The 26,706-nt window shown below is 48.7% G+C and carries 23 protein-coding genes; 6 read left to right on the top strand and 17 right to left on the bottom strand.

The window, feature by feature from the left end; all coding sequences use genetic code 11:
- Positions 1-378: 378 nt before the first annotated feature.
- The 4 genes from sfsA to guaB form a co-directional block, all read right to left on the bottom strand.
- Entirely contained in the window at positions 379-1,083 is a 705-nt protein-coding gene (gene sfsA, locus ACOSVP_RS18170; protein ID WP_487348898.1) for a DNA/RNA nuclease SfsA, read from the bottom strand.
- A 74-nt stretch (positions 1,084-1,157) separates the two neighbouring features.
- Positions 1,158-1,946 (bottom strand): hypothetical protein, encoded by a 789-nt coding sequence (locus ACOSVP_RS18165; protein ID WP_487348897.1) that lies wholly within the window; start codon positions 1,944-1,946, stop codon positions 1,158-1,160.
- Between the two features lie 252 nt (positions 1,947-2,198).
- The gene (gene guaA, locus ACOSVP_RS18160) at positions 2,199-3,776 is read right to left on the bottom strand and encodes a glutamine-hydrolyzing GMP synthase (RefSeq protein WP_487348896.1); all 1,578 of its coding nucleotides are present in this window, start codon (positions 3,774-3,776) and stop codon (positions 2,199-2,201) included.
- A gap of 99 nt (positions 3,777-3,875) precedes the next feature.
- Positions 3,876-5,342 carry an IMP dehydrogenase gene (gene guaB, locus ACOSVP_RS18155; RefSeq protein ID WP_487348895.1) on the bottom strand — a complete coding sequence of 489 codons (1,467 nt, stop codon included), beginning with the start codon at positions 5,340-5,342 and terminating at the stop codon, positions 3,876-3,878.
- Positions 5,343-5,433: 91 nt separating this feature from the next.
- Here guaB and xseA point away from each other — a divergent pair, with 91 nt between their 5' ends.
- A complete protein-coding gene (gene xseA / locus ACOSVP_RS18150; protein ID WP_487348894.1) occupies positions 5,434-6,768 on the top strand; it encodes an exodeoxyribonuclease VII large subunit in 1,335 nt (444 codons plus the stop codon).
- 90 nt (positions 6,769-6,858) lie between these two features.
- Positions 6,859-7,752, top strand: coding sequence for an EamA family transporter (locus tag ACOSVP_RS18145; RefSeq protein ID WP_487348893.1), 894 nt, complete (start codon positions 6,859-6,861; stop codon positions 7,750-7,752).
- A gap of 3 nt (positions 7,753-7,755) precedes the next feature.
- Here the strand turns inward: ACOSVP_RS18145 and ACOSVP_RS18140 are convergent, their stop codons facing one another.
- From ACOSVP_RS18140 to ACOSVP_RS18095, 10 genes are all read right to left on the bottom strand, one after another.
- Positions 7,756-8,574, bottom strand: a complete 819-nt coding sequence (locus ACOSVP_RS18140) for an ion transporter (RefSeq protein WP_487348892.1) — start codon at positions 8,572-8,574, stop codon at positions 7,756-7,758.
- A 106-nt stretch (positions 8,575-8,680) separates the two neighbouring features.
- On the bottom strand, positions 8,681-8,956 hold the full coding sequence (locus ACOSVP_RS18135) for a hypothetical protein (protein ID WP_487348891.1): 276 nt from the start codon (positions 8,954-8,956) through the stop codon (positions 8,681-8,683).
- 85 nt (positions 8,957-9,041) lie between these two features.
- Positions 9,042-9,608 carry a mechanosensitive ion channel domain-containing protein gene (locus ACOSVP_RS18130; protein ID WP_487348890.1) on the bottom strand — a complete coding sequence of 189 codons (567 nt, stop codon included), beginning with the start codon at positions 9,606-9,608 and terminating at the stop codon, positions 9,042-9,044.
- Positions 9,609-9,619: 11 nt separating this feature from the next.
- Positions 9,620-10,507, bottom strand: coding sequence for an AEC family transporter (locus ACOSVP_RS18125; protein ID WP_487348889.1), 888 nt, complete (start codon positions 10,505-10,507; stop codon positions 9,620-9,622).
- Positions 10,508-10,604: 97 nt separating this feature from the next.
- A complete protein-coding gene (locus ACOSVP_RS18120; protein ID WP_487348888.1) occupies positions 10,605-11,579 on the bottom strand; it encodes a substrate-binding domain-containing protein in 975 nt (324 codons plus the stop codon).
- Positions 11,580-11,622: 43 nt separating this feature from the next.
- A complete protein-coding gene (locus ACOSVP_RS18115; RefSeq protein WP_487348887.1) occupies positions 11,623-12,417 on the bottom strand; it encodes an ATP-binding cassette domain-containing protein in 795 nt (264 codons plus the stop codon).
- Positions 12,417-13,505, bottom strand: coding sequence for an ABC transporter permease (locus tag ACOSVP_RS18110; RefSeq protein WP_487348886.1), 1,089 nt, complete (start codon positions 13,503-13,505; stop codon positions 12,417-12,419). The genes ACOSVP_RS18115 and ACOSVP_RS18110 overlap by 1 nt, the downstream gene beginning before the upstream one ends.
- A gap of 107 nt (positions 13,506-13,612) precedes the next feature.
- Positions 13,613-14,632, bottom strand: a complete 1,020-nt coding sequence (locus ACOSVP_RS18105) for a substrate-binding domain-containing protein (protein ID WP_487348885.1) — start codon at positions 14,630-14,632, stop codon at positions 13,613-13,615.
- A 141-nt stretch (positions 14,633-14,773) separates the two neighbouring features.
- Positions 14,774-17,284: a PAS-domain containing protein gene (locus ACOSVP_RS18100; RefSeq protein WP_487348884.1), complete on the bottom strand. Its 2,511-nt coding sequence runs from the start codon at positions 17,282-17,284 to the stop codon at positions 14,774-14,776.
- Positions 17,284-18,021 (bottom strand): response regulator, encoded by a 738-nt coding sequence (locus ACOSVP_RS18095; RefSeq protein WP_487348883.1) that lies wholly within the window; start codon positions 18,019-18,021, stop codon positions 17,284-17,286. Before ACOSVP_RS18095 ends, ACOSVP_RS18100 begins: the two co-directional genes overlap by 1 nt.
- A gap of 204 nt (positions 18,022-18,225) precedes the next feature.
- Between ACOSVP_RS18095 and hrpB the strand changes: the two genes are divergently transcribed.
- Positions 18,226-20,688, top strand: coding sequence for an ATP-dependent helicase HrpB (gene hrpB, locus ACOSVP_RS18090; RefSeq protein ID WP_487348882.1), 2,463 nt, complete (start codon positions 18,226-18,228; stop codon positions 20,686-20,688).
- Here hrpB and ACOSVP_RS18085 read toward each other — a convergent pair.
- Both ACOSVP_RS18085 and ACOSVP_RS18080 read right to left on the bottom strand, forming a co-directional pair.
- The gene (locus ACOSVP_RS18085) at positions 20,685-21,686 is read right to left on the bottom strand and encodes a phosphotransferase (RefSeq protein ID WP_487348881.1); all 1,002 of its coding nucleotides are present in this window, start codon (positions 21,684-21,686) and stop codon (positions 20,685-20,687) included. The two genes, hrpB and ACOSVP_RS18085, sit on opposite strands and share 4 nt — an antisense overlap.
- Before the next feature lie 17 nt (positions 21,687-21,703).
- On the bottom strand, positions 21,704-22,180 hold the full coding sequence (locus ACOSVP_RS18080) for a hypothetical protein (RefSeq protein ID WP_487348880.1): 477 nt from the start codon (positions 22,178-22,180) through the stop codon (positions 21,704-21,706).
- A gap of 299 nt (positions 22,181-22,479) precedes the next feature.
- Here ACOSVP_RS18080 and ACOSVP_RS18075 point away from each other — a divergent pair, with 299 nt between their 5' ends.
- The 3 genes from ACOSVP_RS18075 to ACOSVP_RS18065 all read left to right on the top strand — a co-directional run bounded on the left by ACOSVP_RS18075 (position 22,480) and on the right by ACOSVP_RS18065 (position 25,776).
- Positions 22,480-23,397, top strand: coding sequence for a hypothetical protein (locus tag ACOSVP_RS18075; protein ID WP_487348879.1), 918 nt, complete (start codon positions 22,480-22,482; stop codon positions 23,395-23,397).
- 127 nt (positions 23,398-23,524) lie between these two features.
- On the top strand, positions 23,525-24,331 hold the full coding sequence (locus ACOSVP_RS18070; RefSeq protein ID WP_487348878.1) for a flagellin N-terminal helical domain-containing protein: 807 nt from the start codon (positions 23,525-23,527) through the stop codon (positions 24,329-24,331).
- Positions 24,332-24,417: 86 nt separating this feature from the next.
- Entirely contained in the window at positions 24,418-25,776 is a 1,359-nt protein-coding gene (locus tag ACOSVP_RS18065) for a DUF2254 domain-containing protein (RefSeq protein ID WP_487348877.1), read from the top strand.
- Here ACOSVP_RS18065 and ACOSVP_RS18060 read toward each other — a convergent pair.
- Positions 25,773-26,706, bottom strand: a 934-nt coding sequence (locus tag ACOSVP_RS18060; protein ID WP_487348876.1) for a CPBP family intramembrane glutamic endopeptidase, incomplete at its 5' end; no start/stop codon positions are given. The two genes, ACOSVP_RS18065 and ACOSVP_RS18060, sit on opposite strands and share 4 nt — an antisense overlap.

The following is a 26,706-nucleotide window of genomic DNA, read 5'->3' as shown; positions in this document are numbered from 1 at the left end:
TAAAGCGAATTGACATGGTCACTTGTTTAAGACTTCAAAGTTTTTTTGAGAAGTCTCCAGCAAGCGCCCACACAAATTATCTGATTATCTATTTTAAAGAGCGTTGACATCATAGCGTTCCGTTTCCAGTTCGCTGTGCAGTCCGTGGTGGTCTGCCGTGTCAGTGGAGGCGTATAATACGCATCAGAATTTTCAGCGCAAGCACTTTTTGAAATAATTTTAAAAAAGATCGAATTATTTAGAAAAAAGCCCAGGATTGATCATTTATTGATCGCAATCAAGCATTTACCGATCAATAAATAGACAGCCCTATTTAAAACTAACTTCTGTGAAGGCTACTCTCCTTACTAAGGGGAGAGAACATGAGAAATCAAAACTCTAGCTAAGATCCACTGATAGCTTACGCACGATCGTAATACTTTGCGCAGTGATGTCGGTTTGATAAGCCAACACCTCAACACCCTGCTGCACCACCTCTTTAATCGCTGCCGTGTATTTAGGATCAATATGCTCAGCTGGCTTAACGGATTGAATGCCTGTATGAGACACACAAAACATTAATACAGCGCGATGACCTTGCGCCACCATCTCTGCTAATTCATAAAGATGCTTACGACCACGATCAGTGACTGCATCGGGGAAATAGCCTTGATCATCCTCTTCTAGCAAGGTGACGTTCTTCACTTCCACATAGCACTGCGGCTTAGCCTCATCACTTAACAGCCAGTCTATGCGGCTCCCCGTACCGTATTTCACTTCAGCTTTTTTGTGCGCATATCCAACTAACTCGGCAATCTTCCCCTGCTCAAGCGCTTCACCTACGATCTTGTTAGGCAAACCAGTATTGATACAAGCAAGATACTGCTGATCGACCTCGACGATTTCCCAGGTGTAAGCTAGCTTTCGTTTCGGACTATCGCTTTTTGACACCCATACACGCGCGTTGTCTTGCTGACAACGTCGCATCGATCCAGTGTTTGGACAATGGGCCGTAATCACCTCGCCATTTGATAACTCAATGTCCGCAAGGAAGCGCTTATAACGTTTGATTAAACGACCTTCGATCAACTCAGGAAATTGCATAAACACTCCAGATACAAAAACGGCCCTCATAAGTTGAGAGCCGTTACAAATCAGCTGTTAGATTACCAATGATGTTAGCTTAACACATCCACGATATTCCAAGAGATTTGAAAGTCCGCAATGCCGACAATTTCTAAGGACGCCAAACCATTGAAGTCCACTGTCAGTGTTTGCGTTGCTGAGTCATAAGCAAGATCCGATACATATTGCGCCAACTCATCCACATCACTTAGGCCAAAGCCGGTATCGAAGACAATCTTATCGCCTTCTTCAACATTAAAGTCTTTGATCTTTGACTCGGTTAAATCGCGCATAATAAAGGAGTCTGCGCCACTGCCGCCTTCACTCTCAACGAAATCAGACATCAAAATCCAATCATCGTTATCAGAACCCAGCACGCCTAGCGATCCCGTTAGGACAAAGTCGGATCCTGTTGCACCTTCATTTAACGAATATTCGCTAGAAATCTTCTCGTAAACCCCATCGTTATCCGTATCCGAGTAGATACTAATCTCGACACCATAGTCTTCCACTTCCGTTTCGTACAGCAGGCCATCAATAAAAACGTAAGTGGAGTCATCCTCGGTTTCATTCTCTAACGATCCGTCGTCATCGTATTCATAAAGCGCAACAAAGTTACCCAATTCATCAAAGACAATACTATAGCCACCCTCGTTTTCATCATCCATATCGTGGTGACTATCCTCAGAGTCATGATCTGAGTCGTCATAAGAATCATCTGACTCGTGCTCTGATTCATATGAGTCATCATACGAATCGTCATCGGACTCGTCTTCAGATTCATGTTCTTCAGATTCATGTTCTTCGTATTCTGCTTCAAGCTCTTCAAATTCGTCTGACATAATCGATCTCCTCAGGTAGCGGATAGTTTTTATCATTCACCTTTAATGTAAGAAACCACCTTGAAATTAACGGCACCTTAAGAAAGCAAACAGCGCCGACTTTTCTACATTAAGATTACCTAATATTAGCACACAGCAAGCACAATATTTGTGTGACTAAAGACCTCCTGCCATAAAAGTCGAAGACACAAAAAAGGCGGTGTAGATTTCTCTACACCGCCTTTTTCAAAGCATCCGCTTAACCGATAACGGTTATTCCCACTCGATGGTCGCTGGTGGCTTAGACGATACGTCGTAAGTCACGCGAGAAATGTGTTCGATTTCGTTGATGATACGACCAGACACTTTCTCTAGTAGCTCGTATGGTAGGTGCGCCCAACGTGCGGTCATGAAGTCGATGGTTTCTACGGCACGTAGTGCAACTACGTATTCGTAACGACGGCCATCGCCTACTACGCCTACAGATTTAACTGGTAGGAACACAGCGAAGGCTTGGCTTGTTTTTTCGTACCAGCCAGCGTTGCGTAGCTCTTCGATGAAGATAGCGTCTGCGCGACGTAGAATGTCTGCGTAGTCTTTCTTCACTTCACCAAGGATACGTACACCTAAACCTGGTCCTGGGAATGGGTGACGGTACACCATGTCGTATGGTAGACCTAGCTCTAGACCCAGTTTACGCACTTCGTCTTTGAACAGTTCACGTAGTGGCTCAACCAGTTGCATTTTCATGTCTTCTGGTAGACCGCCCACGTTGTGGTGAGACTTGATGACGTGCGCTTTGCCTGTTTTAGAGGCAGCCGATTCGATTACGTCTGGGTAGATAGTACCTTGAGCAAGGAATTCTACTTCCGTCAGTTTCGCTGCTTCTTCGTCGAATACTTCGATGAAAGTATTACCGATGATCTTACGTTTCTTCTCTGGATCTGCTTCGCCACCTAGTTTACCTAGGAATAGGTCTTCAGCATCGACACGGATAACGTTAACACCCATGTTCTCTTTGAACATCGCCATTACTTGATCGCCTTCGTTTAGACGAAGTAGGCCGTTATCAACGAATACACAGGTTAGCTGTGGACCGATTGCTTTGTGCAGTAGCGCCGCTACAACAGAAGAATCCACACCACCAGAAAGGGCTAGTAGAACTTTCTTATCGCCAACTTGCTCTTTCATACGCTCAATCGCGTCTTGAGCAATGTTAGCTGGCGTCCATAGGGTTTCACAACCACAGATATCCACGATGAAACGAGACAGCATGCGGCCACCTTGCTTCGTGTGTGTCACTTCTGGGTGGAATTGAACACCGTAGAATTTCTTCGCTTCGTTAGCCATGGCTGCGATTGGACAGCTTTCAGTAGACGCCATCAATGCGAAGCCTTCTGGCATATCCACTACTTTGTCGCCGTGGCTCATCCACACATCTAGTAGAGCAACACCGTTGTTCGCTACGTGGTCTTCGATACCATCTAGCAGAGAGTAGTTGCCATGTGAGCGGATTTGCGCGTAACCAAATTCACGAATATCAGATCCTTGAACTTTACCGCCCATCTGTTCCGCCATGGTTTGCATGCCGTAACAAATACCTAGAACTGGTACACCTAGCGTGAACACAGCTTCTGGAGCGCGTGGAGATCCTTCTTCCGTTACAGACTCAGGACCACCCGCTAGGATGATACCTTTCGGATCAAAATCTAGGATTTCCTGATCTTCCATGTCAAAAGCACGAACTTCACAGAAAACACCAATCTCACGAACACGACGAGCGATCAGCTGCGTGTACTGAGAACCAAAATCAAGAATAAGAATTTTATGAGCGTGGATATCTTGCGACATTTTTAGCTAGTCCTTCGCTCCTACCCAGTAAGAGCTATATCAAAAAAAAAAGAAGATGGGGCGCAATACGCCCCATCTTGGTTTTTATTCTATCAGCGCTTAACCAACGTGATAGTTCGGAGCTTCTTTAGTGATCGTCACGTCATGCACGTGGCTTTCACGCATACCAGCGCCGGTAATTTGTGAGAATTGCGTTTTCGTACGCATAGTCTCGATATCAGGTGAGCCAGTGTAACCCATTGAAGAGCGAACGCCACCCATCAATTGGTGAACAACGGTAGCCATTGGGCCCTTCGATGGTACACGACCTTCGATACCTTCTGGAACCAGCTTCTCAACGTTGCTAGAGTCTTGGAAGTAACGGTCAGAAGAACCTTGTGCTTGAGACATAGCACCTAGTGAGCCCATGCCACGGTACGCTTTGAATGAACGACCTTGGAACAGAACCACTTCACCAGGAGCTTCGTCAGTACCGGCAAGTAGACCGCCCACCATGATCACACTTGCACCCGCTGCTAGAGCTTTGGCGATGTCACCAGAGAAACGTACACCACCGTCAGCGATCACAGGAACGCCACGCTCATTCATTGCAGCCGCTACGTTTGCTACCGCACTGATTTGTGGCACACCAACACCTGCGATGATACGAGTAGTACAGATAGAGCCAGGACCGATACCTACTTTAACGCCGTCAGCGCCAGCGTCAGCTAGAGCGATCGCCGCTTCTGCAGTCGCGATGTTACCGCCGATTACTTGTACTTTAGGGAAGTTTTCTTTTACCCAACGTACGCGGTCGATAACGCCTTTCGAGTGACCGTGCGCCGTGTCCACAACGATTACGTCAACGCCAGCATCAGCCAGTGCTTTAACGCGATCAGGAGTATCAGCACCCGTACCTACCGCAGCGCCTACACGTAGACGGCCATGCTCGTCTTTACATGCGTTCGGGAAAGTCTGTGCTTTGTTGATGTCAGTTACCGTCACCATACCACGTAGTTCGAACTGATCGTTCACCACTAGTACTTTTTCGATGCGGTGTTCGTGAAGCAGTTTGCGGATTGAACCGCTTGATGCACCTTCAAGAACCGTTACTAGACGCTCTTTTGGCGTCATGATGTCTGCAACAGTTTTGTCGAAGTCTTTGATGAAACGAACATCACGGCTAGTAACGATACCAACAAGGTCTTTGCCTTCTACAACGGGTACGCCAGAGATGTTGTGCGCCGCTGTCAATTCCATCAACTCGCGAACAGTCGCTGTTGGGTTGATCGTCACAGGGTCTTGAACAATACCGCTTTCGAATTTTTTCACACGGCGAACTTCAGCCGCTTGTTGCTCAATCGTCAGGTTTTTGTGGATAATGCCAATACCACCTTCTTGAGCCAAAGCGATCGCCATGCGGTGTTCTGTCACCGTATCCATGGCAGAAGAAACAAGAGGAATATTAAGTTCGATGTCCTTAGTGATACGAGTTTTAAGGCTCACATCTTTAGGAAGAACTTCAGAATAGCCGGGGATAAGCAATACGTCGTCAAACGTTAAAGCTTCTTGTGCGATTCGTAACATAATAGGGAATTTCCAATGCCAACTGGGTTTAAGATGGCAAGTAATTCTACTCCAACATTGTGAATCGGTAAATCAAAACCAAGTGAGATTGATGAAAAAATTTACAACTTTGCACAGTTCAGAACCTACTTTCACCGTCTCGGAATTGAACCGCCAGATTCAACAATTACTCGAAGCCAGTTTGCCGTGGATTTTAGTCGAAGGGGAAATCTCCAATTTGGCCCGTCCGACCTCCGGACATTGGTATTTTTCCCTTAAGGACGATCGCGCGCAAATCCGCTGCGCCATGTTCAAAGGCAAGAACGCCGCAGTCAAATTTCGCCCCAAAGATGGCGACCTGGTGCGCCTACGTGCTCGAGTGACTTTTTACGGTGCCCGTGGTGATTGCCAACTGATGGTCGAGTCCATGGAAGCCGCCGGTGAAGGCGCATTGCAAGCAGCGTTTGAACGCTTAAAGAATCAACTGCAAGCGGAAGGCCTGTTCGATCCCGCCCATAAAAAAGAATTGCCTACTCGCCCAGAGCGCGTGGCGATTATCACCTCATCAAAAGGCGCTGCGGTGCGCGATATGGTGATCGCCTTTAAACGCCGCTTCCCGCTGACCGAATTGACCATCTTACCAACTCTGGTACAGGGCGAAGGTGCCGCCACCAATATTCGCCAACAACTGGAACGCGCCGACATCAGTGGTCATTTTGATGCCATCATCGTCGGACGTGGCGGCGGCTCGTTGGAAGACCTGTGGAGCTTTAACGACGAAGCCCTGGCCCGCGCCATTTTCAATGCCAAGACCCCCGTTGTCTCGGCAGTCGGTCATGAAGTGGACTTCACTATCGCTGATTTTGTCGCCGATGTCCGTGCCGCGACACCCACAGCGGCGGCAGAATTACTCAGTCCAGATGTGCGCAACCTTAAGCAACAAATTACCCATTTTGAGCATCTGTTTACTCGCCGCTTTGAGCAAACCCTGCAACAGCATCAGCAGCGTTTAGATTTCCTGACCCAGCGCATTCGCCACCCAAGAGAACGCATCGAGCAACAGCAACAGCGTTTGGATCAAAGTAAACAGCGTTTGAGGTCCGCACTGTTAAACCAAGTACAACAAAATCAAGTGCGCACCCAGCATTTGCAACAACGCTTAGTGCAAGCCACACCAAGCAAAAAGATTCAAAACCATGAAGAGCGTATTGAGGCGTTACAACAACGCTTGCGCCATGCCCTAAGCCAAACCTTGAGCCGCAAACAAGATCGCTTTGCCAACGTGGTAGATAAGTTAAACCTCGTGAGTCCTCTGAATATCTTATCCCGCGGCTATGCGATCGCCAGCAAAGACAAGCATGTCGTACGCTCAATAAGTGAGGTGCAATCAGGGGATACACTTCACGTACGCGTGAAGGATGGTCAAATCGAATGTGAAGTGAAATAACGGGTATTAATTAAAGTTCTCGATTATGCCTTGTTTGTTCGATAGCGAACTCGTTAAAGTGATCTATCGCCACAGACAAGGAATCAGCTCATGACGGCAAGAGATATGTTGCTCGGACTCTTCATCATTTTTGCATGGGGATTCAACTTTGTTGTCATTCGCTGGGGCTTGGATGCCATGACACCTATGATGCTCGGCGGCACACGCTTTCTAGTGTTGGCATTGGTCGGCAGTTTCTTTTTTGCGAAACCTAAGACGCCATTAAAATGGTGTCTACTGTATGCATTGTCGTTGAATTTCGGCCAATTTGCGCTGCTGTTCAGTGGCATGATCTTTGGCATGCCAGCCGGTCTTGCGTCATTGGTGCTGCAATCTCAAGCCGTGTTTACCCTACTCTTCTCAGTGTTACTACTCAAAGAAATCGTCCGGCCTTACCAAGTGCTGGCGGTCGCGATTGCCTGTGGTGGTTTAGCCATTATTGGAGCCGCTGCGGAAGATACCAATATGACCGTGTTAGGCTTTGCCCTAACGCTCGCAGCCGCGTCAAGTTGGGCGGTCGGTAACATTGCCACCAAAGCCATCAGCCAAAAAGGCTATCAATCGGACTTAGGTTTTATCGTATGGAGCGCTTGGTTAGCCGCGATCCCTTTCTTTATCGCGTCGTATTTTATTGATGGGCCAGAGCTGATGTGGTCGAACATCATCGAGATTGATTGGTCAACGCTGGCCATTCTTGGCTATCTGTCAGTCGTCGCTACGCTAGCTGGCTATGGCTTATGGAGTTTGCTGATGACGCGCTACAGCGCAGGCACCGTCGCACCCTTGTCATTAGGCGTACCTGTCGTAGGCCTCACCTCGGCAGCGCTGGTATTGGACGAAAGCATCAGTCATCAGCAATGGGTCGGAATCTTAGTCGTGTTACTGGGCTTGATGCTTAACACTTTTGGCGGCCGCCTGCGCCGCCGCCAAAAGGCACTCGATTAAAGGCTACTCTTTACGATCAAGCTTGTCGCTCAGAGCCTGTACTTGTTGTTGCAGCTGCGAGATCTGATCGACCAAAGCTTGATGGTGATCTTCTTGATGCTGGTGTTCTTCGGCGGCGGTTTCGCGGCTCATCACTTCTAACACCACACCGACCATCATGTTAAGAAATACAAACGCGGTTAAGAAAATAAACACCACGTAGTAGATCCAGCTTAGCGGGTACACCGCCATGGTTTCATACATTACGTCGGTCCAATCTTCAAACGTGGCGATACGGAACAAGGTCAGCATGGAGATGGCAATATCGCCCCATAGGGTGTCATTGATACGTTCAAAGAAGATCGAACCCATTGCAGCAAAAATATAGAAGATGATAAACATCAGCAGGGCGATATAGCCCATTTTGGGAATCGCTTTCAGCAGCGCATTAATCAACACGCGTAGATCAGGAATAATCGACACCAAACGCAGCACTCGCAAAACACGTAACAAGCGTGCGACGAGCACCATATCGGTATTAGAAATCGGAATCAAACTGCCCACTACGATCACGGTATCGAAGATATTCCAAGGATCTTTAAAGAACTCTGTTTTACGCTCGTAGGCGGCAAAGCGAAGCGAGATCTCAACCAGGAAAAACACCGTAATCAGCGTATCTAGATAGTTGATTGCTAACTCAACTGAGTAAGGCAATGGGTAGGTCTTAGCGCCGACGGTAAGTGCGGCGATAATAATGATGGTGATAATGAAGCCTTGGAACCAAGCGCTGCGCTCAATGCGCTTAATAGTGCCCAACCAAGACTGGGAAATGGCCGTAGTCATTGCCTGATATTACTCCTAAAGAAAAGTGCTCAGCATGAGCAAGAGTAGCCTCAGACAATGATGAAACGAATATTCTCCCAAGTGGTAAGAGAGTTTATTTGAAATGTTAGCTGCGTTTCACACGCACCACTTTCATAATATCCATCTCAATCCCAGCCACTGACTCTTGAGCAGGGTAATAGGTCAGATTCACACGAGCGCCACGCAGCGAATGGTATTTCCCTTGGCGTCTAAAGCGAAACGGCACATCGTAACCTTCAATCATCAGCGTGTGCAGCACCCAATCTTCTTGGTTGCGCTGCACATGCGATTTCACTTTTAATGCGTCACTGTGGATGAGGCCGGGATGCTTAGTGATCAGGGCTTCGGGTTTGGATTTCATGGAACTCTCCTACCGAGCTTACGGAACATTATTGAGACAAGGCCTCATAGTATGCCACACCCTCCCAAAGCTGTGTAAATTTTGATCAATCTTTACTTATTTTTGTTACCTTGCTGTCATCTTCTGTGAGGCCTTTCAACAGTTGCGAATGACGTTTTGCCTCCGCTTCATCACGAAAACGAATCACGGCTTTTTGCAGCATCATGCTGTTTGGGTAGGTCACGGTATCGCCAGTTAAACGCGTGATGATCACGTGAAACGTCGAGATTTCATGGATTTGCCCCAAAATTTCTTCGTCCTTATCCACCACTTTAATCCAATCACCGACACGATAGGGAAAGCCAAAAAAGATGATTAAGCTGGCAGTGATGTTGCTAAGGATCGACCATTGTGCAAACAAGGCCACACCGACCACGGCAAACACCGATGAAAAGAACACCGCGAGCTGGCCATAGCCAACCCCTAGTACCACACACAAGGAAAAGATAAACACCGCGGTCAGCGCCAAGTTAACCATTTTTGAGATTAAGCTGACCCGCAGATCATTCAACGAGCTACGTAACCCTACGGAATGAATCGCAGAAGACGTTAAACGCATGGCGATGGCATACACCAAGATTAACAGCGCCACCAAGCCAATTTGAACCAACATAGAGTGCTCCATTACAAAACAAAATACAGCGCCACTGGAATACAAACCAGTGACATCAAGTTACCCAGCAGCACCATGGATGCCACCTTTTGCGGTTCCTGCTGGAAAATCTCCGCGACCATATAATTCAAGACCGCTGGCGGCAAACAGGCAAATACCACCAAATAGCCGAACCATTCTTCGTTTAAGCCAAATAGCCAATAGAAAACAAAGGCTGCTACCACACCACTTAACGGGCTAACCAAACCACTGATCACACCGATGCGCCACTGCCCAAAATCCACATCCGTCATGCGCACACCGAGGGCAAACAGCATCAAGGGAATCGAGATCTGTCCGAGCATATCGATCCCCGTACCAATCGATGGCGGCATCTGCCAGCCTTGAAGACTCCACACCACCCCTAATGCCGTGGCGATGATCATCGGCATTTTCAGCAAATTCAACAGGTTAGTTTTCGGGTTAAGCAAGTACATGCCAACGGTAAAGTGCAGCAGGTTTTCGGTTAAAAACATCACGACTGCGATTGGCAACGCCGATTCCCCAAAGGCCAACACCATCAGCGGAATGCCCAAGTTACCGCTGTTGTTAAACATCATCGGCGGCACAAAGGTTTTGAACTCGTAACCTAAAAGCTTGGCAATCGGCCAAGCGACCAAGCCCGAGCCGATCACCACAAACGCCGCGGCGGCGATTAACGGCTGATAGGCTTGGATCTGAAAGTCTTTCGCTGCCATGACCGAGAAAATCAAGGCCGGAATAAAGACACTCATATTGATGCGGTTCGCCACCGTCATATCGGTGGGTCGCACACGGGCGTAGAAAAAGCCGATCAAGACGATGATAAGCAGCGGAAATACGGTATTAAAAATTTGCTGAAACAGGTGCGAAGCGTCCATAGCGGATCCTTGACGATGAAGCCGTTAGAGTAGCGAGGATCAGCTAAAACACCAATGGTGAGCGTAGAAATACTTTATTTATGCGCGGTTATTGTGGCTATTTTTCGAGGTGATGCTTTTCCGCCAATTGTGCCGGAATCAATATAAAACGCTGACGCACTTCTTCGCCCTTCAGCAAAGCAAGGCCAATTTCGACGGCTTTTTCTGCCATTAAACGTGGACGTTGCACCGCAGTGGCGATCCAAAGATTGGGTTGTTGAATGGTATCAATGGCGAAGTTAGAGCCATCTACCGAGGCCAGTACAAATTCATCACGACCCGCTTGTTGCGCCGCGATCAGAGCACCGTAAGCGGTCGGATCATTGATGGCAAACACCGCATCAAGATGATCGTACTCTTCCATTAGATAGGTCATCGCCTCCATGCCTCCTTCTTGACTACCGGTGCCATTAAGACGATCACTGAGTAAGGTGATATTGGAATAACGATTGATGGCAGACTTACAGCCTGCCACGCGCTCCAGTACAGATGAGACTGACACACCATTAATGATAACAAATTGGCCTTGGTAGCCTATTTCCTTTGCCAATCGCTCGCACGCAACCACTCCCGCTTGAACATTATCCGTAGTAATGGTGGCATCCGCGCCATGGGCGTTGACATCCACCGCAATCACTTTAATGCCTGCGCGCTGAGCTTTGGCGACCACGGGAGCAATTTTGTATTCATCCGCCGCCGTTAGGATGATGAGATCGACTTTTTGTTCAATAAAATCATCTAACTGAAGCACTTGGCGGCGCAAGTCGTAGGCATCGGAACGGACAATGACATTCACAGACTGACCATCGCTGAGCTCATTGGCTCGGCGGGTGACCGAATCCACCAGCTCGACAAAGAATGGGTTACCCAAGTCAGCGACGCTGATGCCGATTGAGCGCAGCGGCTGGTCAAGTGCGTCGTTTGCCAGCGCGGAAGAAGAGACCACGACACAAGACAGGATGCTCGCAAACCATCCTTGCGAAAGCACTCGGCAAAGGCGCTTCACAGTCTGCTTTATGGTTGTCACGGTCATGGTTACCTCGGTCTACTGGTCTACTTCTCGCAAGCGCTCAACTTTACGCAGCCTGAGTACTAGAGTCCACTTCCATTGCCCCAGTCATGATGGCCACAGCTTCCGACATGGTATGAGATTGCGGCGTAATGGTCGCCGCACATCGACCTAGACGGTGCACGTGAATGCGATCCGCCACCTCAAATACGTGCGGCATATTGTGGCTAATCAAGATGATCGGCAGACCACGGTCACGCACTTCTTTAATCAAATTCAGGACACGACGGGATTCTTTCACACCCAGCGCCGCCGTCGGCTCATCCATGATCACCACCTTGCTACCAAATAAGGCCGAGCGCGCCACCGCCACACCTTGACGCTGACCACCAGATAGGGACTCCACCGCTTGAGAGATATTTTGGATAGTCATCAAACCAAGCTCTTTCATCTTGGCTTGGGCACGCTCTTCCATCGCTTTCTTATCCAGCATACGGAAAACCGAACCTAAGATACCAGGCTTACGCAGTTCTCGACCAAGGAACAGGTTATCGGCGATGTTCAAAGCAGGCGATACCGCTAAGTTCTGATATACGGTCTCAATGCCCAGCTCACGGGCTTGCATCGGCGAGCTGAAATGCACAGGTTTGCCGTCTAGCAGGATTTCCCCTTCATCCGGCACCAAGGCACCAGACAATGCTTTGATCAAGGAAGACTTACCGGCCCCGTTATCGCCGATCACCGCCAAGATTTCCCCTGGGTAAAGGGTTAAATCGGCGTGATCGATCGCGGTGACACTGCCATAGCGTTTCACCAAACCACGGGCTTGCAATACTGGTTGTTGATCGTAATGTGCTGTCATTATGCGGTCCCCTTACGAATCCACTGGTCTACGCCAACGGCGACAATAATCAAAATACCGACGGTAAACTCTTGCCAAAGCACATCGACCCCAGCGAGCGCCAAACCATTGCGGAACACCCCTACCACAAGCGCCCCGACCAAGGTGCCGTAAATCGAGCCACGCCCACCAAACAAACTACAGCCACCAATCACTACCGCAGTGATACTATCGAGGTTAGCGGTGTAGCCCGCTTGGGGTGACACTGAACCGATACGACCGATCAAGACCCAAGCACCGATAGCACAAACCACACCTGCTAATACATACACAGACAACAGAATGCGATCTGTACGAATACCCGCCAATTTAGCGGCTGCTGGATCGTCCCCCGTGGCATACACATGACGTCCCCAAGGAGTCCAGTTCAAGGCGTACCAGATGACGAAGAACAGTGCCAACATCAGCAACGAACCGTAAGTCAGTCGCGCCCCAAAGAAGGAAACGGTTTCCCCTAACCACTGCAGCAAGGGCGCATTATTAGCAATGTCTTGCGAACGAATGGTTTCACTTTTGGAGTACCAAAGGTTCAAGGCAAAGAACACGTTCCAAGAACCTAATGTGGCGATAAACGGCGGCAGTTTGAAACGGGTAATCAAGGTACCGTTAATCAGGCCCGCCACGGCACCGACGCCAATACCAATCAGTAACGCCAGCCAAGCCTCAAGGCCGTGGTCAATCGCCATGCGCCCCATGACCACAGACGCTAGCACCATGATGGCGCCGACAGACAAGTCAATCCCAGCGGTTAAAATGATCAAGGTCTGCGCCACGCCAATGACGCCGATAATGGTCACCTGTTGTAGCACAAGGGATAAGTTGAATGGGTGTAAGAAGCGGTCTCCAACCAGTAAGCTAAAGCCGATAATGGCTAGAACCAGCACTATGGTTGGCGCTGCGACCGGGTACTTATGAAGAAATTTCTGGAAGCGCGTCAGCAAGCTATCTTTGCTTTCGAAATTCGCTACATAACTACCACTGCCAGCCTGATCAGCGACCTTATCGTGATCTAATACCGGTGCAGACGGTTTTGGGTTAGCAGAACTCATAACAATAACTCCAAGCAGAAAAACCACCGCTGGCGGCATCAGCCAGCGGGGTCAGGCAGATTTGCCTAAAACACTCTAAAGCGATAAAAGCAGCAACGACGAGTGCGTTAGCCCCAACACATCGCTAGGCCAGTTTTCGAGGTCACAGAATCCACTCCATCAGCTGGCTCATCGGTGATTAACTGCACGCCCGTGTCGTAGAAATCGAGACCATCAGACGCCGTCGGACGTGTGCCAGACTTGGCGAACTCAACGATCGCACTAACGCCTTCTGAGGCCATTTTGAGAGGGAATTGCATAGAGGTGGCGCCAATTACGCCATCTTGAATATTACGAACGCCTGGACAACCACCATCGACCGAAACAATCAGCACGTCTTTTTCCATACCGAAAGATTTCAGTGCTTCATAAGCGCCTGCGGCGGCCGGTTCGTTGATGGTGTACACCAAGTTCACACCTGGGTCTTTTTGTAGCAAGTTTTCCATGGCACGACGACCACCCTCTTCCGAGCCTTGCGTGACATCGTTGCCAACAATGCGTGAGTCGGTTTCATCGCCCATTTGATTTGGGTTATTTAAATCAATACCGAAGCCTTGTAAGAAGCCTTGGTTCCGCGCCACGTCTACCGTAATTTGGCTAGTGCTCAAATCTAACAGTGCGATTTTCGCATCTTTGGCCTTGTCACCCATTTTCGCTTTGGCCCACATACCGATCATTTCACCAGCTTTGAAGTTATCTGTGGCGAACGTCATATCTGCTGCACTGGCAGGTGATAGAGGGGTATCCAGAGCAATGACCAACAAACCAGCATCACGGGCTTTTTGGATGGTTGGCACAATGCCCGCGGTATCGCTTGGGGTAATCAAAATACCTTTCGCACCTGAGGCAATCAGGTTTTCCACCGCTTGCACTTGGGTTTCATTATCGCCGTCGTAGCGGCCAGCAAAAGTTCGCAACTCCACACCAAGCTCTGCCGCTTTGGCCTGAGCGCCTTCTTTCATTTTGACAAAGAATGGATTGGTGTTGGTCTTAGTGATCAGACCTATGATAGGAGTTTCCGCCATCGCAGCAGTGGATAGAGCGCCGGCAGCAACAAGACAAGCAAGTTTACGGTAGTGAAATTTCATGAGAACGACTCCAATATTGTTTTTATTCTCGGCTTATGCCGTCGAAACAGTCAGTCACCGCTGTTTCTCATGAAAATATGGTCGACGAAAACTAACGAAAAATTTCAGCAATTAAGGAAGGCGTGAAATATTTGTAATAATTCACGAATAGAAACGAAATACACGCTGTAACTCATTGATGGTAAAAGGCTTAGAAAGAATAACGTCGTTTTTATTTAAGCCGTAACTTTCTGTTAATTCCTGCACCGGAAGCCCTGACATGAGTAAAACCTGCCCCGTCCAAGCGCTGTTTTGTTGCAATGTATGCGCTAATGTCACCCCATGAACCTCGCCCGCTAGGTTCACATCACTCATAATTAGGTCCGGATAAAAGGAGCGTTCGAGGGCATCCAGCACATCCTCGGCACGTTCAAAGGTCTGTACCGTACACCCCAGCTTTTGTAGCTGCTCGCGCAGCACTCGGCAGACTTCGGCATCGTCTTCCACCAACCAAATCATGGCATCTTCTGGCACTGTGATGCTCGGTAAGCTTTCCTGCTTGGAGGGTTTATTCGGCACATCTTGGGGCGCCATTAAGGGCAGGAATAAACACACCTTGGTCCACAGGCCTTCTTCTGAGGTGACGCGAATCTCTCCGCCACTTTGCTTCACAAAGCCGTAAATCATACTCAACCCCAAACCACTGCCTTTGCCCACGGGCTTGGTGGTAAAGAAAGGCTCAAAGATACGTCCTAACACTTCTTCGGAAATACCACTGCCGGTGTCTTCCACCTTAATACGAATCCCCGCCACCTCGGAATCCGGCAAGGTGGTGGCTTTGGTGGAAAAGCTTAAGGTGCCGCCGCGGGTCATGGCGGCAGCACTGTTCAACGATAGATTCAGTAACGCATTCTCGAGCTGAGACGGATCAATCAGGCAGTATTCATTGGGGCAATTCAAATCCACCGCCACTTGAATATGGTTGCCGACACTGTACTCCACTAGATCCAACATGCCTTCAATCAAGTCATCCACGTGGGTCGGTTCTGGAAACAGTTGTTGGCGGCGGCTGAAGGCCAGCAAACGATGCACCAAGCTGCTGCTTTTTTCCGCCACCGCTAGGGCGCGCTCCACATAACGCGTTTGATCCTCCGTTTTTGGCTCTGAGTCAGACAGCATTTGCAAATTACCCATGATCGCCGCCAGCAAGTTATTAAAGTCGTGTGCCACACCGCCGGTGAGCTGCCCCAGTACTTCCATTTTTTGCGCTTGGCGCAGCTGGCTTTCCACACTTTTACGTTCGGTTAGATCCGTATATAGGGTGACAAAGCCGCCATCAGGCATGGGTTTGGAGCGAAATTCGATAATCTTGCCGGAGTCAAAGTGCCGTTCAAAACTCTGGCTACGATAATGGCGTGAGGCGTTGATCTCATCCATCTGCACCAACTGGTTCTCCATATTGAGATTCTTATGGGAGCTTTGTGTAATTAGCTTCTGCACCTCGGCCAGCGGCATGCCGTGATAAAGTTGATTAGGCTGAATATCAAACAAGTCCTCATAACCCTTGTTCCAAGCAATGAGGAAGCCCTTGTCAGAAAACACACTCAGACCATCGTTCATATTCTCAAAGATGGTTTCCAGCAGACGCTTTTGCTCAGACAGCTCCGCCGACACTTCCAAGCGGCGAATGGCATCGCGACGGAACACCTCAAAGGCGTTGGCAAGCGTACCGATTTCATCGTTGCGGCGTACTTGTGGGTTGCGCGAATCCACTTGCCCCAAAGACAGCTCTTCCATATCTTGCGTGACCGACTCTAGATCGCGGGTCATACGACGGCTCGAGCGATATAACAAACTCAAGCCAATCACTAAGAACAACGAAATGCCCGCCAGCCATAATTGACCATTGGCCACCACTTGACCCACTTCAAGGCGCTGGCGCGACACTTGTTTTTGTAAGGTACCAACGAATTCACTCACCTGACCACTGAGTTGTTCAGACTTCGCCCGCAAAGAAATCAGCAGGTAGCTTTTGCGCTGTTGGATTTCATTGAGACGCTGTTGCGCTTGCAAGAGCGATTCGGCAATGCTTTTCACCTCGGGCGAGGAATCGAGCATATTCAGCTCTTGCACCATCTGAGCGGCAACTTGTCCTGAATTTTCGATCAAGCTTAAGAGCCAGACCAATACCTGCTGCTCATGCACGACTTTGTTTTGCGAGCTGTCCTGAACAATCTGGCGAATAGCAAACTGCTGAGCCAAGCTGTCTTCACGGATATACAGCTCTTCATGTACCAGTTCGACCAACTCCGTCAAGGTGCTGTTCAAACTCGCTAAGCGTTGCTCAACTTGTGCACGAAAGGCGGTGTCCTTGAGGTTATCCGCCACACTGCGTAAATCGGTAATGCGACGGTTAAGTCGTTCAGACTCGGTTTGTAATTGAAAGGGACGGGCGGAGCCTGCGGTATAGGGCGCAGCCGCCGCTAACTGGGCTACGTTTTCCGCAAGGGTCAAGGCGGTGCTGATTTCCGGCAGTGTCTGCGCTTCAAACTCAGAGAGCGAGGCTTCACTAATACGCATAGATTGCCAGCCGATCGCCACCATAAACAGCGCCACCACACTGATGGCTAAAATCACAAAGGAGGCTTTCTGGCGAATGCTGATTTGACGCATTAGCTAACGCTCTTAGCGACCGGCCCTTGGAATAAATAGCCAAGACCTCGTTGGGTTTTGATAAATTCCGGTGCTTTGGGGTTGGTTTCCAGTTTGCGGCGTAGGCGCAATATCAAGACGTCCACCGTACGATCGAACACTTCGGTTTCTAAACCGCGACTTAAGTCGATAATCTGCTCACGACTGAGGACGCGATCAGGACGTGTGGCCAAGGTTTCGAGTAGAGAGAACTCGCCCAGCGTCAGGATGACTTCTTCTCCTTGCTGGTCACGCAACTGACGTGATGTCAGGTCTAGGGTCCATTTACCAAAGAACAGACACTCATGATCCGTATTAATCGGCTGAGTCGGCGCTTGGCGGGCACTACGGCGCAGCAGCGCATGAATACGAGCGGTGAGCTCACGCAAATTAAACGGCTTCATCATGTAATCATCTGCCGCCAGTTCTAAGCCTAAGATGCGATCTGTCTCATCACCTTTACCGGTCAACATCATGATCGGCATATCGGCAAAACGCTCACGAACTTCGCGAGCCAGCTGTAAGCCGTCTTCTTCTTGTAGATACAAATCCATCAGCACGAGATCTACGGACTGCTCATCTAAACAGCGCCACATGTTCACGCCATTTTCCGCATCAAACACGTGATAGCCTTTTTGTGCTAAGGCGTCGCACAATAAGTGACGAATATCAGGCTCGTCATCAACGATCAACAGGGTCTTTTTACCGAGCTCGCTCATGCGCTTCTCTGTCCTTATCTTTTTTATGATTTTCGCTGGATCGGTCTGGGCCACCAGAAGCATTACCATGACTTTGTTAATGAGCCATTAACCAAGTCTTAAACCCCTACTGCCCGAGCCGTCCAATGTCATTTTCCATTACGTCATGCACTGAAAAAAGCAACAAATGCCGCTATCATGGGCACATCGTTACAGGGGATTCACATGACGTCTGCTTTACCCATTTACTCTATCATTCCAGCGCTGCGAGCACAGTTAAATCAGCACCATGAAGCCATTCTCGAAGCGGCGCCGGGCGCGGGTAAAACCACGGCTGTGCCACTGGCTTTTCTGGACGCTGATTGGCTAGGTAAACGTAAGATCGTCATGCTTGAACCGCGCCGTTTGGCAGCCAAGTCCGCGGCCAAGCGCTTAGCCGATCAGCTTGGTGAACCTCTTGGACAACGGGTAGGTTATCAAATCCGCCAAGAAGGCCAACAAAGCGCCCACACACAAATATTAGTCGTGACTGAGGGAATTCTCACCCGCATGTTACAAGACGATCCCAGTCTTGATGAGGTTGCACTGATCATTTTTGATGAATTCCATGAGCGTAACCTGCATTCCGATTTAGCCTTTGCTTTAAGCCTACAAGCGCGTGAATTGTTTCGTGAAGAGGATCCGCTAAAGCTACTGGTGATGTCGGCGACCCTAGATAGCGAACGCTTAACCGAGTTGTTGCACTGCGAGCCGATTATTTGTCAGGGACGACAATTCCCGATCAGCATGCGTTACGCCAATCTATCCTTGAAGCAGCAAGATGTGCCGCTGCAAGTCGCTAAACAGATTCAGCAAGCACTGCGGGAAGAAGACGGTTCCATCTTGGTGTTTTTGCCCGGCCAGCGCGAGATCCGCAAAGTCCAAAACTTGTTAGAGGCACAGCTGCAAAGCGATACCGAGTTGCTGTCCCTGTACGGAGATATGACTATGGCCGAACAGGAAAAAGTCATTGCCCCTGCATCAGAGGGACAAAGAAAAGTGGTGCTGGCCACCAGCATTGCCCAAACCAGTTTAACCATCGAAGGCATTCGGGTGGTGATTGATTCGGGATTGTCGCGCGAAGCCCGCTTTGATGCCAAAACTGCCACCACCCGCTTGCATACGCGCCGCGCGTCACAAGCGGAAACCATTCAACGCGCCGGCCGTGCGGGACGCTTACAAGCCGGTGTTTGCTACCGCTGGTGGTCTGAAGAGCAGCAACATCGTCTCAGTGCTCATAATGCACCGCAGATTGAGCTTGAAGACCTAAGTCATCTGCTGATGGATGTAGCCCGTTGGGGCGTGCAACAGCGGGAAGAATTAGACTGGATCAGCTTGCCGCCCTTGGCTCACTGGCAGCAGGCAAAAGGCCTACTGACACAGTTAGGCTTATTGGAAACAGGTAACAACCTTGCTCTGACTACGGATGGCGAAACACTTGCCAGCATGCCCTTGCCGCCACGTTTAGCGCGCCTACTGCTAGAAGCCAGCCGCCATGGGGAGGCACAATCAGCCCTAGAAGCTGCCGCTTTACTTTACGAAGGTGTATCAAAGCAAAGCCAAGATTCCAGCCTACAAAGCGCAATCACTTATGCTGCCAAAGGTAAAACATGGCACCGCTCTGTTCAGGCACTAAAAAGACATTTACCTGAGAACAGATCGGATCAGTCTTACTCTTTGGCGGCCTGCTTAGCCAGCGCGTTTCCCGATCGCATCGCCATGCGTCAACGCCAACAGGGCGAAGAAACCTTATTTAAGTTGAGCAATGGCCGACAGGCATTGCTTGCCAATCATGACGCCAATGCGAACAGCGAATATCTGATTGCCTTAGAACTGGGCGGTCATGCGGAACGAGACGCCGATTGGTTGTATCTTACTTGCCCAATTTCACTCAGCGAATTAGAACAAGCCTTGGCCGATCAAATGGACATCATTGAGCGCTGTGAATGGGATAAATCGAGTGGCGGCTTGGTTGGCGCCACGGAAATCTGGTTAGGTAAACTTAAACTCAAGCAAGAACGCTTAAGCAATCTGCCAGACAGCGCGGTGACCATGGCCACCTGCAGTTATATCCGCCAGCAAGGTTTACAAGTATTGAATTGGGATGAAGACAGCCTCGCTCTTCGGGCCCGTATTCAATTTGCCCATCAGCACCTTGATCAATCAATTCCTGATGCCTCAGACGAGTGTTTGCTGGAACGTTTAGAGGATTGGCTGGGGCCGTTTTTAACCGGTGTAAAACGCATTCAGCAGCTAGACAAGCTGTCTTTGCTCGATCCCTTAATGGCATTGCTCGACTGGCCCCAGCAACAGACTTTACAGACCTTGCCGATGCGCATTCCGGTGGCCTCAGGTTCCCATATCAAGGTGGATTATCTGGGCGAACAGCCGGTGATTCGCGTTAAATTGCAGGAGATGTTTGGCGAAACCCAAAGCCCAGTGATCGCGGGGCAGACGGTGAAAATCGAATTGCTATCGCCAGCGCAACGGCCTCTGGCCGTCACCATGGATTTGGCGTTTTTCTGGAAGGAAGCTTACCCTGAGGTACGCAAAGAAATGCGTGGTCGCTACCCTAAGCATCCTTGGCCGGAAGACCCGTTAACCGCCGAGGCGACCGCAAAAACCAATCGCGCCTTACGCAATGGTTAAGACTTAAGGTAATCAAGTCCCGCTTGCGTGATAGCTTGGCTAAAGTCGGTATTTTTGTGATGGGTTGGACACCAGCCCATGATAAAACGGTGGAAGTCCGCCCAAGCCACAGGGAACAATCGGTACCATGATTGTGCCACCGATTCCGCTAGGTCTGGGGACTCGCCACGAGCAATAATGCAACGGGCTAACTCACTAAAATACATATCGAGCAGGTAGTCTAAATCTTGCTCGAGTTGCGCTTCGCTTAAGCAACTGCCCAAGAAATACGCTACATCTTGTACGCCTATACCGCGGCCTATGTATTGAAAATCTACCGCCACCACATCGGACAAGTCAGCGCTGAAACAGAAATTCGCGACCTTGGCATCCCCATGTACCAAGGTTTGATAGGGGCAAGCTTGAAGAGCTTGATTCAATTGCTCTGCCGCAGCTTTTAACTCACCGTCCGCCATGGCCTGCCATTCATTTGGACGAGTGGCCAAGTGCCAATAGGTGCCCTGTGGCCATAAGCCTTTAGGCCAATTGGAGCTAGGATGGGGAGTTAAATAGTGCGCGTGTAAGTTAGCCAGCCAATGCAATACCACACTGGTTTGATGTGCTTCAAGATGCGTACAACGCCGCTCAAAACCACTGCTATCTAGATCTTCCAGCAATAGGTATAAAACCGAGCCTTGCGCCAAGCTGGCAAGATAATGCGGTACCCGCACTGAGTCAGCCGTTACCTTTGACCAGTTCACATACCAGTCTAATTCCACTTGATAAGAGGTGACTTTGCGCTGATGGGCGAGATCGGACTGCCAACCGCGTGGATGTTCCGTCACGCCGCCCCAATCAATAGCTTTTAAAATGACCGTGAAAGCTCTGCCCTCTACCGTCACCCGATAACGGGATAGATGACCATAGCCGCTCCATAGGGACTGCAGTGTTTGCAATTTCTCAACATTGTCAGCGCGAAGGGCTTGTTTAATAAAGAATTCGGGGGCTAAAACAGTCATGTCACAAGGCGTTATGATTAGGCAAAATGTTTGGTGGCAATGTGCATATCGAACACCCAACGGCGATTAAAGCCAGCTTTTCGATTCACAGCGCGCACAATGATAAAGAATCCACGATCCATAAACAAAGAACCGACCATTCCTTTATGCTTTGCCCAAACAAATTCCTTATCCGCTTGCTCTATCTTCTTAATACCATTGGCGATGGTGGCACTGTAGTAGCTTGAAGCTAACAGTCGCTGTAGACGCTCAGGAGAACAATGACTGATATAGCTAGAGTGTAAGTTAACACCCAGTTTGTGCTGATCTGAAAACTGCTGAAACTTGCGCTCTAGCTCTTTCGCGCTTAGGCCATCACAGGCGGGGTTGTTCATCTTGATCGATTCTACCAGCGTCGAGAATTCCTTGTGGTTATGATCCAGCGGATTGCCATCATGCTTCGGAACATTGGCCAGTAATTTTTCACTGCTGCGTGAAAATAAACGCTTAAACATAGTACTCCACCCGTTTCGGGGGCTTTCAATAATTCATCTATATAAGGTGTAGACGATTCAGCTAGGTTGTTCGATTGTTAACGTGATTAAGACGGCTTTTAGCAAAATCGTTTTATTAAACATTATTGTAACAGTCACAAAAAATTCACAGATAGCCATTGGCTAAAATAGCTACGTTAGACAAATCTTATTTAAGGCAACATTTTCTAACCCGCCTCTAACCACACACTAAGTGTATCAATTGGGCGCCTAAGGCCCACCGAGAGCTCGATGTTGTCGATAACATAGGAGACCTCCTAATGAAACACATCCTGCAAGCATGCTTGGCGCTACTGCTGCTCACGCCTTGGCAAACACTGCAAGCCGATTCTGAGCTGTATCATGTAGCCATCATAGATCGCTTTTACCCGCCGCTTGAAGCTTTTCAAAGCGATGAGGACAAATACCTACATACGTCACTCTATGGGCTTTTAGACATTGATCGTGATTATCGAAACGAGACTCTGTATCACGGTGATATCGTGCAACTGATCGCGCAGGACCCCAATATTACCTTTCTGCGCTATCCCATTACGGGACAGGATACACCTATGCGTGAAATCCTGCAGGCACTCACCAGTATCAATGACCGATTTAACTTTGCGCCGATCGATTCATTAGTACTGTCTTGGGAATCCTCTACTATAGCGAGCGCATTTGAAGAACCCTTACGCCTTGAGCACAGAGAAGCCTACATTGAGACGATCCGCCAATGGGGACAAGAGTTTCCTGCTTGGCAAGACACTTACGAAGTGATTCGCGCGCTTGAAACACTTGCTGCCAAAGGGGCTCAGGTATTTACAATCTCCGGCAATAGCGGCCCGCGCACCATCAATACCTTATCTTTTGCCGCAGGGGTCACGACCGTAGGCGCAACGGAAACCGAGCTGAATTACTTTATCGCCAATAACGTGTTTGTCGATACTTATGAACAAGCGGCTTATTTGCTAAAACGAATCGATGATGCCCATGGCGTGCCTTTGGGTTACGACATTGACGGAGATGGCTGCCCAGATATTCCTATCCATGCTTTAACAAGCCAATCGTCAGACAACTTACCTGACGTTTTGTGGCCTCCTATCAAAGGCAGTTCATTTGCTGCGCCTATGGCCCTGAAGAAGGCGTTAATCAAAAAACCTTGGAGCTGCCTAGACACTTATATTGCATCGAATTCATAGACCCAGAACAAGCCTTTGCTCGATGCAATACGGCCTAGTTGAACTCACTTTCCAATCGTGCTGGTTAATATCTATACTGATACCTCATATTTGAGATATCTCGCCTTAAAGAGGCAAGGAAGTGGTTATGGCTATCAATAGTATCGGTGCGAACTACGTCAACAGCACGGCAACACAAACCCTAAATAACAGTCAAGAAAGTCTTGCCAGCGGCCGACGGATTAATAGTGCGGCAGATGATGCAGCCGGCCTGCAGATTGCCAATCGTCTGACTGGTCAGATTGATGGCAATGGCCAAGCGATAGCCAATAGCATCTCAGGCATTTCCTTAACACAAGTCGCTCAAGGCGGACTGGAATCTATTACCAGCGACTTAAACTCACTAAGAGAGCTGGCGGTACAAGCAGGCAATGGCATCTATAGCAGTGCCGATAGACAGGCCTTACAGCAACAAGCCAATGCTTTTATGGAAAACATCCAAAGCACCATTAGCAATACCACGTTTGCGGGACAAGAGCTCTTTACTGAAAATGCTAGCCTTGGCTTTCAAGTGGGGCCGAATAGTGGCTCGACCTTTAATGTGGCCACCAACGATATCGCCGCGTCCTTAACCAGCAGTGGTTTGTTTTCCTTTGATATTAGCGACCCAAGCTCACTAGAAAGCGCCTTAAGTGCTGTCGACGATAGTTTAAATACGATCACTTCTTACCAAGCGGAATACGGTGCTACACAAAATGCCTTTAGTAGCCGTATCGATGCCTTGCTAAGTAATAGAGAAAATGAAGCCGCCGCCCGATCACGTATTCAAGACACAGACTTCGCTGCAGCCGTGAGTGAACAGATTGTGGCAAGTATTTTGGAACGATCGTCTATTGCCGTACAAGCTCAAGCCAATGCTGAAGCAGGACGCAGTTTAAGCCTGCTGACAAATTAGAAGACATCTGGCACTCCCTCTACGGAATGTGAGAGCAGGCTATTTTGTGTTATTGATAAGAAAAGGATCGCAGAAGGGATGTCGAGGTGCGGATTTCATTTTTACAAAGTAACAGGCTACTAAAAGCGTATGATGTGATCCGTACCAGCTTTTGGTTTGTCCCTTGTCTCATCATTTCAATCACCCTTATGCTTTGTTCGGGACTGATTTGGTTGGATAGCCAAATCAGTCTGTACATGACCCCTTGGCTTCGATTTCTTTATTATGCAGATGGCGACATTACTCGGGATCTTCTAACGACCATTGCTGGAAGCGTCATGACCGTTGTCAGCATCACCTTTTCTATCACCATGGTCGCATTAACCAATGCTTCTTCTCAGTTTGGTCCAAGGTTACTGCGTAATTTTATGGATGACACCAGCACCCAAACCGTTCTGGGTACCTTCGTCGCCATCTTCCTTTATTGCCTAGTGTTGACACGAGTAAGCGATAACTTTGCTCAAGATGGTCATCTACCAGGCTTGGCGCTCGGCGGGGCCTTGTCCCTCACCTTAGTCAGCATCTTTCTGCTCATTTACTTTATTCATCATGTTGCCACCAACCTACAGGCTGATAACGTCATCGATAAAGTATATGAAACGCTGCAGGCAAATATTCACCATATATTCTCAGCTTATAAAGATCACGAATCAGCGAGGGTCTGCAGCAATGATGTATTGGCCAAGTTAGCAGATCAGCCAATAGTTGTACGCAGCCGCTGTGCGGGCTACGTTCAAGCCATTAATTACGCTAGCCTAGCGAGCTTCATGGCAGAGAAGAACAGTTTTATGGAAGTCATCATTGCGCCAGGAGGCTTCGTCACTGAGCATATGATCGTCTTCAAATGCTCTAATGATGAACTAACGCAAGCTGAACAAGAGCAGTTATTGGCTTGCCTCACGCTTGGCGCTAAACGGACTCCCATCCAGGATCCCGAATTTGCCATTATGCAACTGGTCGAAATTGCCTTACGCGCTCTGTCACCGAGTATCAATGATCCTTATTCCGGGATTGCTTGTATTGATAAACTTAGCGCGACACTCTGCAGCTTAACTTATCAAACGTTTCCTACGGGAGTGGCCTGTGCCCCCCATGGTCAGCCAAGACTGGTTCTTAAAAGCCCTACCTTTCAGGACTTAGCTCATACTGCATACGATCAGATTCGCCAGAATGGGAAAAACAACTTAGCTGTTCAACTTAGGCTATTAGAAGGGCTAACAAGAATCGCAGAGCAAGCGACTAAGCAGGAGCATTGGCAATTTATAGTGAATCAGAAAACGTTATTGGAGCACGATTTAGAGCATCAAGCGTTGATTGGAAATGATCAAAGTGAGACGAAAATTCGCTTGGATCAACTAAACACTTTAATCAGTCGCTCAGGACTACCTACCACTCGACATCCCTAAGCCAGCATAGGATAAGTAAAGCCAAAGAAATGCAGCAGGTTCACCATCAAATGGCTGAAAATAGCCCAAGACAGCTTTTGGGTTTTATAAAACACATAGCCATAACCCAAACCAGCCACGGTTGCGACTAGGATATATTCGCTTCCGCCGGAAAAGTGAGCTAGGCCAAACAACACACTGACTATGGTGATACCTAACCAAGCCTTATTCGGCCAAATGCGCGCAAGCTGCTTTTGCATCACTCCGCGAAACAGAGCTTCTTCCGCCAAGCAGGTTGCAAATAGATTCACCAGTATAAACTCTGCCCAGATGTCAGGTATTTTAGGATTCCAAGCAACCAATCCTAATAGATACGCCAATCCCATTAATAGAAATGGTAGCAAGACCACTACAGCAAACGCTGGGGCGAAAATTTGCTTATCAGTGCTTAATCGTCTTTCACGATTTGACTGGATTAATACATAGGCGGCAAGCAAAAAACCTGCAAGCGCTTTGTCAAAGTTAGCGTATAACGTGTATACCTTAGCATTAGGCGAGATCAATCCATTCAGGTAAAGCGGCTCATTTTCAAAGCCTGGAATAATATGCAGCGCTAATGCTAGAGCAAAGATGGCTAGGAATATTGCTGATACGCGTCGAAGGCTATGATGAGGAATCCATAAAGAGCCCATTAAAAGCCCTGCTCCTATGCCAGACAATGCTAGCCCTGCAACCATCACCGAGCCTTGCCAGTAGGCTATGACTAAGGCCACCAACACTAGAACAGCACTTACTTGATTATTATAAAGGAAGGGGCGAGGTACAAATAAAACCAAGGCAGCTAAGGATAGCAATGAAAACGCCAGCATCGACAGGTCTCTTAATCGGTTACTAAGGGTAATAGCCTGAACATAAGCTCCAAACGCTAAACGTAAAAAAGCCCTGACCGCG

Source organism: Marinomonas sp. HM11-D (assembly GCF_057626615.1).
The sequence above is the reverse complement of the archived record's forward strand: the minus strand, read 5'-3'. Positions and strand labels throughout refer to the sequence as shown.

Bases quoted from the DNA above. Each gene is read 5' to 3' on its own strand.
- sfsA (WP_487348898.1), bottom strand. From the start codon at position 1,083: ATGCAATTTCCTGAGTTGATCGAAGGTCGTTTAATCAAACGTTATAAG.
- ACOSVP_RS18165 (WP_487348897.1), bottom strand. From the start codon at position 1,946: ATGTCAGACGAATTTGAAGAGCTTGAAGCAGAATACGAAGAACATGAA.
- guaA (WP_487348896.1), bottom strand. From the start codon at position 3,776: ATGTCGCAAGATATCCACGCTCATAAAATTCTTATTCTTGATTTTGGT.
- guaB (WP_487348895.1), bottom strand. From the start codon at position 5,342: ATGTTACGAATCGCACAAGAAGCTTTAACGTTTGACGACGTATTGCTT.
- xseA (WP_487348894.1), top strand. From the start codon at position 5,434: ATGAAAAAATTTACAACTTTGCACAGTTCAGAACCTACTTTCACCGTC.
- ACOSVP_RS18145 (WP_487348893.1), top strand. From the start codon at position 6,859: ATGACGGCAAGAGATATGTTGCTCGGACTCTTCATCATTTTTGCATGG.
- ACOSVP_RS18140 (WP_487348892.1), bottom strand. From the start codon at position 8,574: ATGACTACGGCCATTTCCCAGTCTTGGTTGGGCACTATTAAGCGCATT.
- ACOSVP_RS18135 (WP_487348891.1), bottom strand. From the start codon at position 8,956: ATGAAATCCAAACCCGAAGCCCTGATCACTAAGCATCCCGGCCTCATC.
- ACOSVP_RS18130 (WP_487348890.1), bottom strand. From the start codon at position 9,608: ATGTTGGTTCAAATTGGCTTGGTGGCGCTGTTAATCTTGGTGTATGCC.
- ACOSVP_RS18125 (WP_487348889.1), bottom strand. From the start codon at position 10,507: ATGGACGCTTCGCACCTGTTTCAGCAAATTTTTAATACCGTATTTCCG.
- ACOSVP_RS18120 (WP_487348888.1), bottom strand. From the start codon at position 11,579: ATGACCGTGACAACCATAAAGCAGACTGTGAAGCGCCTTTGCCGAGTG.
- ACOSVP_RS18115 (WP_487348887.1), bottom strand. From the start codon at position 12,417: ATGACAGCACATTACGATCAACAACCAGTATTGCAAGCCCGTGGTTTG.
- ACOSVP_RS18110 (WP_487348886.1), bottom strand. From the start codon at position 13,505: ATGAGTTCTGCTAACCCAAAACCGTCTGCACCGGTATTAGATCACGAT.
- ACOSVP_RS18105 (WP_487348885.1), bottom strand. From the start codon at position 14,632: ATGAAATTTCACTACCGTAAACTTGCTTGTCTTGTTGCTGCCGGCGCT.
- ACOSVP_RS18100 (WP_487348884.1), bottom strand. From the start codon at position 17,284: ATGCGTCAAATCAGCATTCGCCAGAAAGCCTCCTTTGTGATTTTAGCC.
- ACOSVP_RS18095 (WP_487348883.1), bottom strand. From the start codon at position 18,021: ATGAGCGAGCTCGGTAAAAAGACCCTGTTGATCGTTGATGACGAGCCT.
- hrpB (WP_487348882.1), top strand. From the start codon at position 18,226: ATGACGTCTGCTTTACCCATTTACTCTATCATTCCAGCGCTGCGAGCA.
- ACOSVP_RS18085 (WP_487348881.1), bottom strand. From the start codon at position 21,686: ATGACTGTTTTAGCCCCCGAATTCTTTATTAAACAAGCCCTTCGCGCT.
- ACOSVP_RS18080 (WP_487348880.1), bottom strand. From the start codon at position 22,180: ATGTTTAAGCGTTTATTTTCACGCAGCAGTGAAAAATTACTGGCCAAT.
- ACOSVP_RS18075 (WP_487348879.1), top strand. From the start codon at position 22,480: ATGAAACACATCCTGCAAGCATGCTTGGCGCTACTGCTGCTCACGCCT.
- ACOSVP_RS18070 (WP_487348878.1), top strand. From the start codon at position 23,525: ATGGCTATCAATAGTATCGGTGCGAACTACGTCAACAGCACGGCAACA.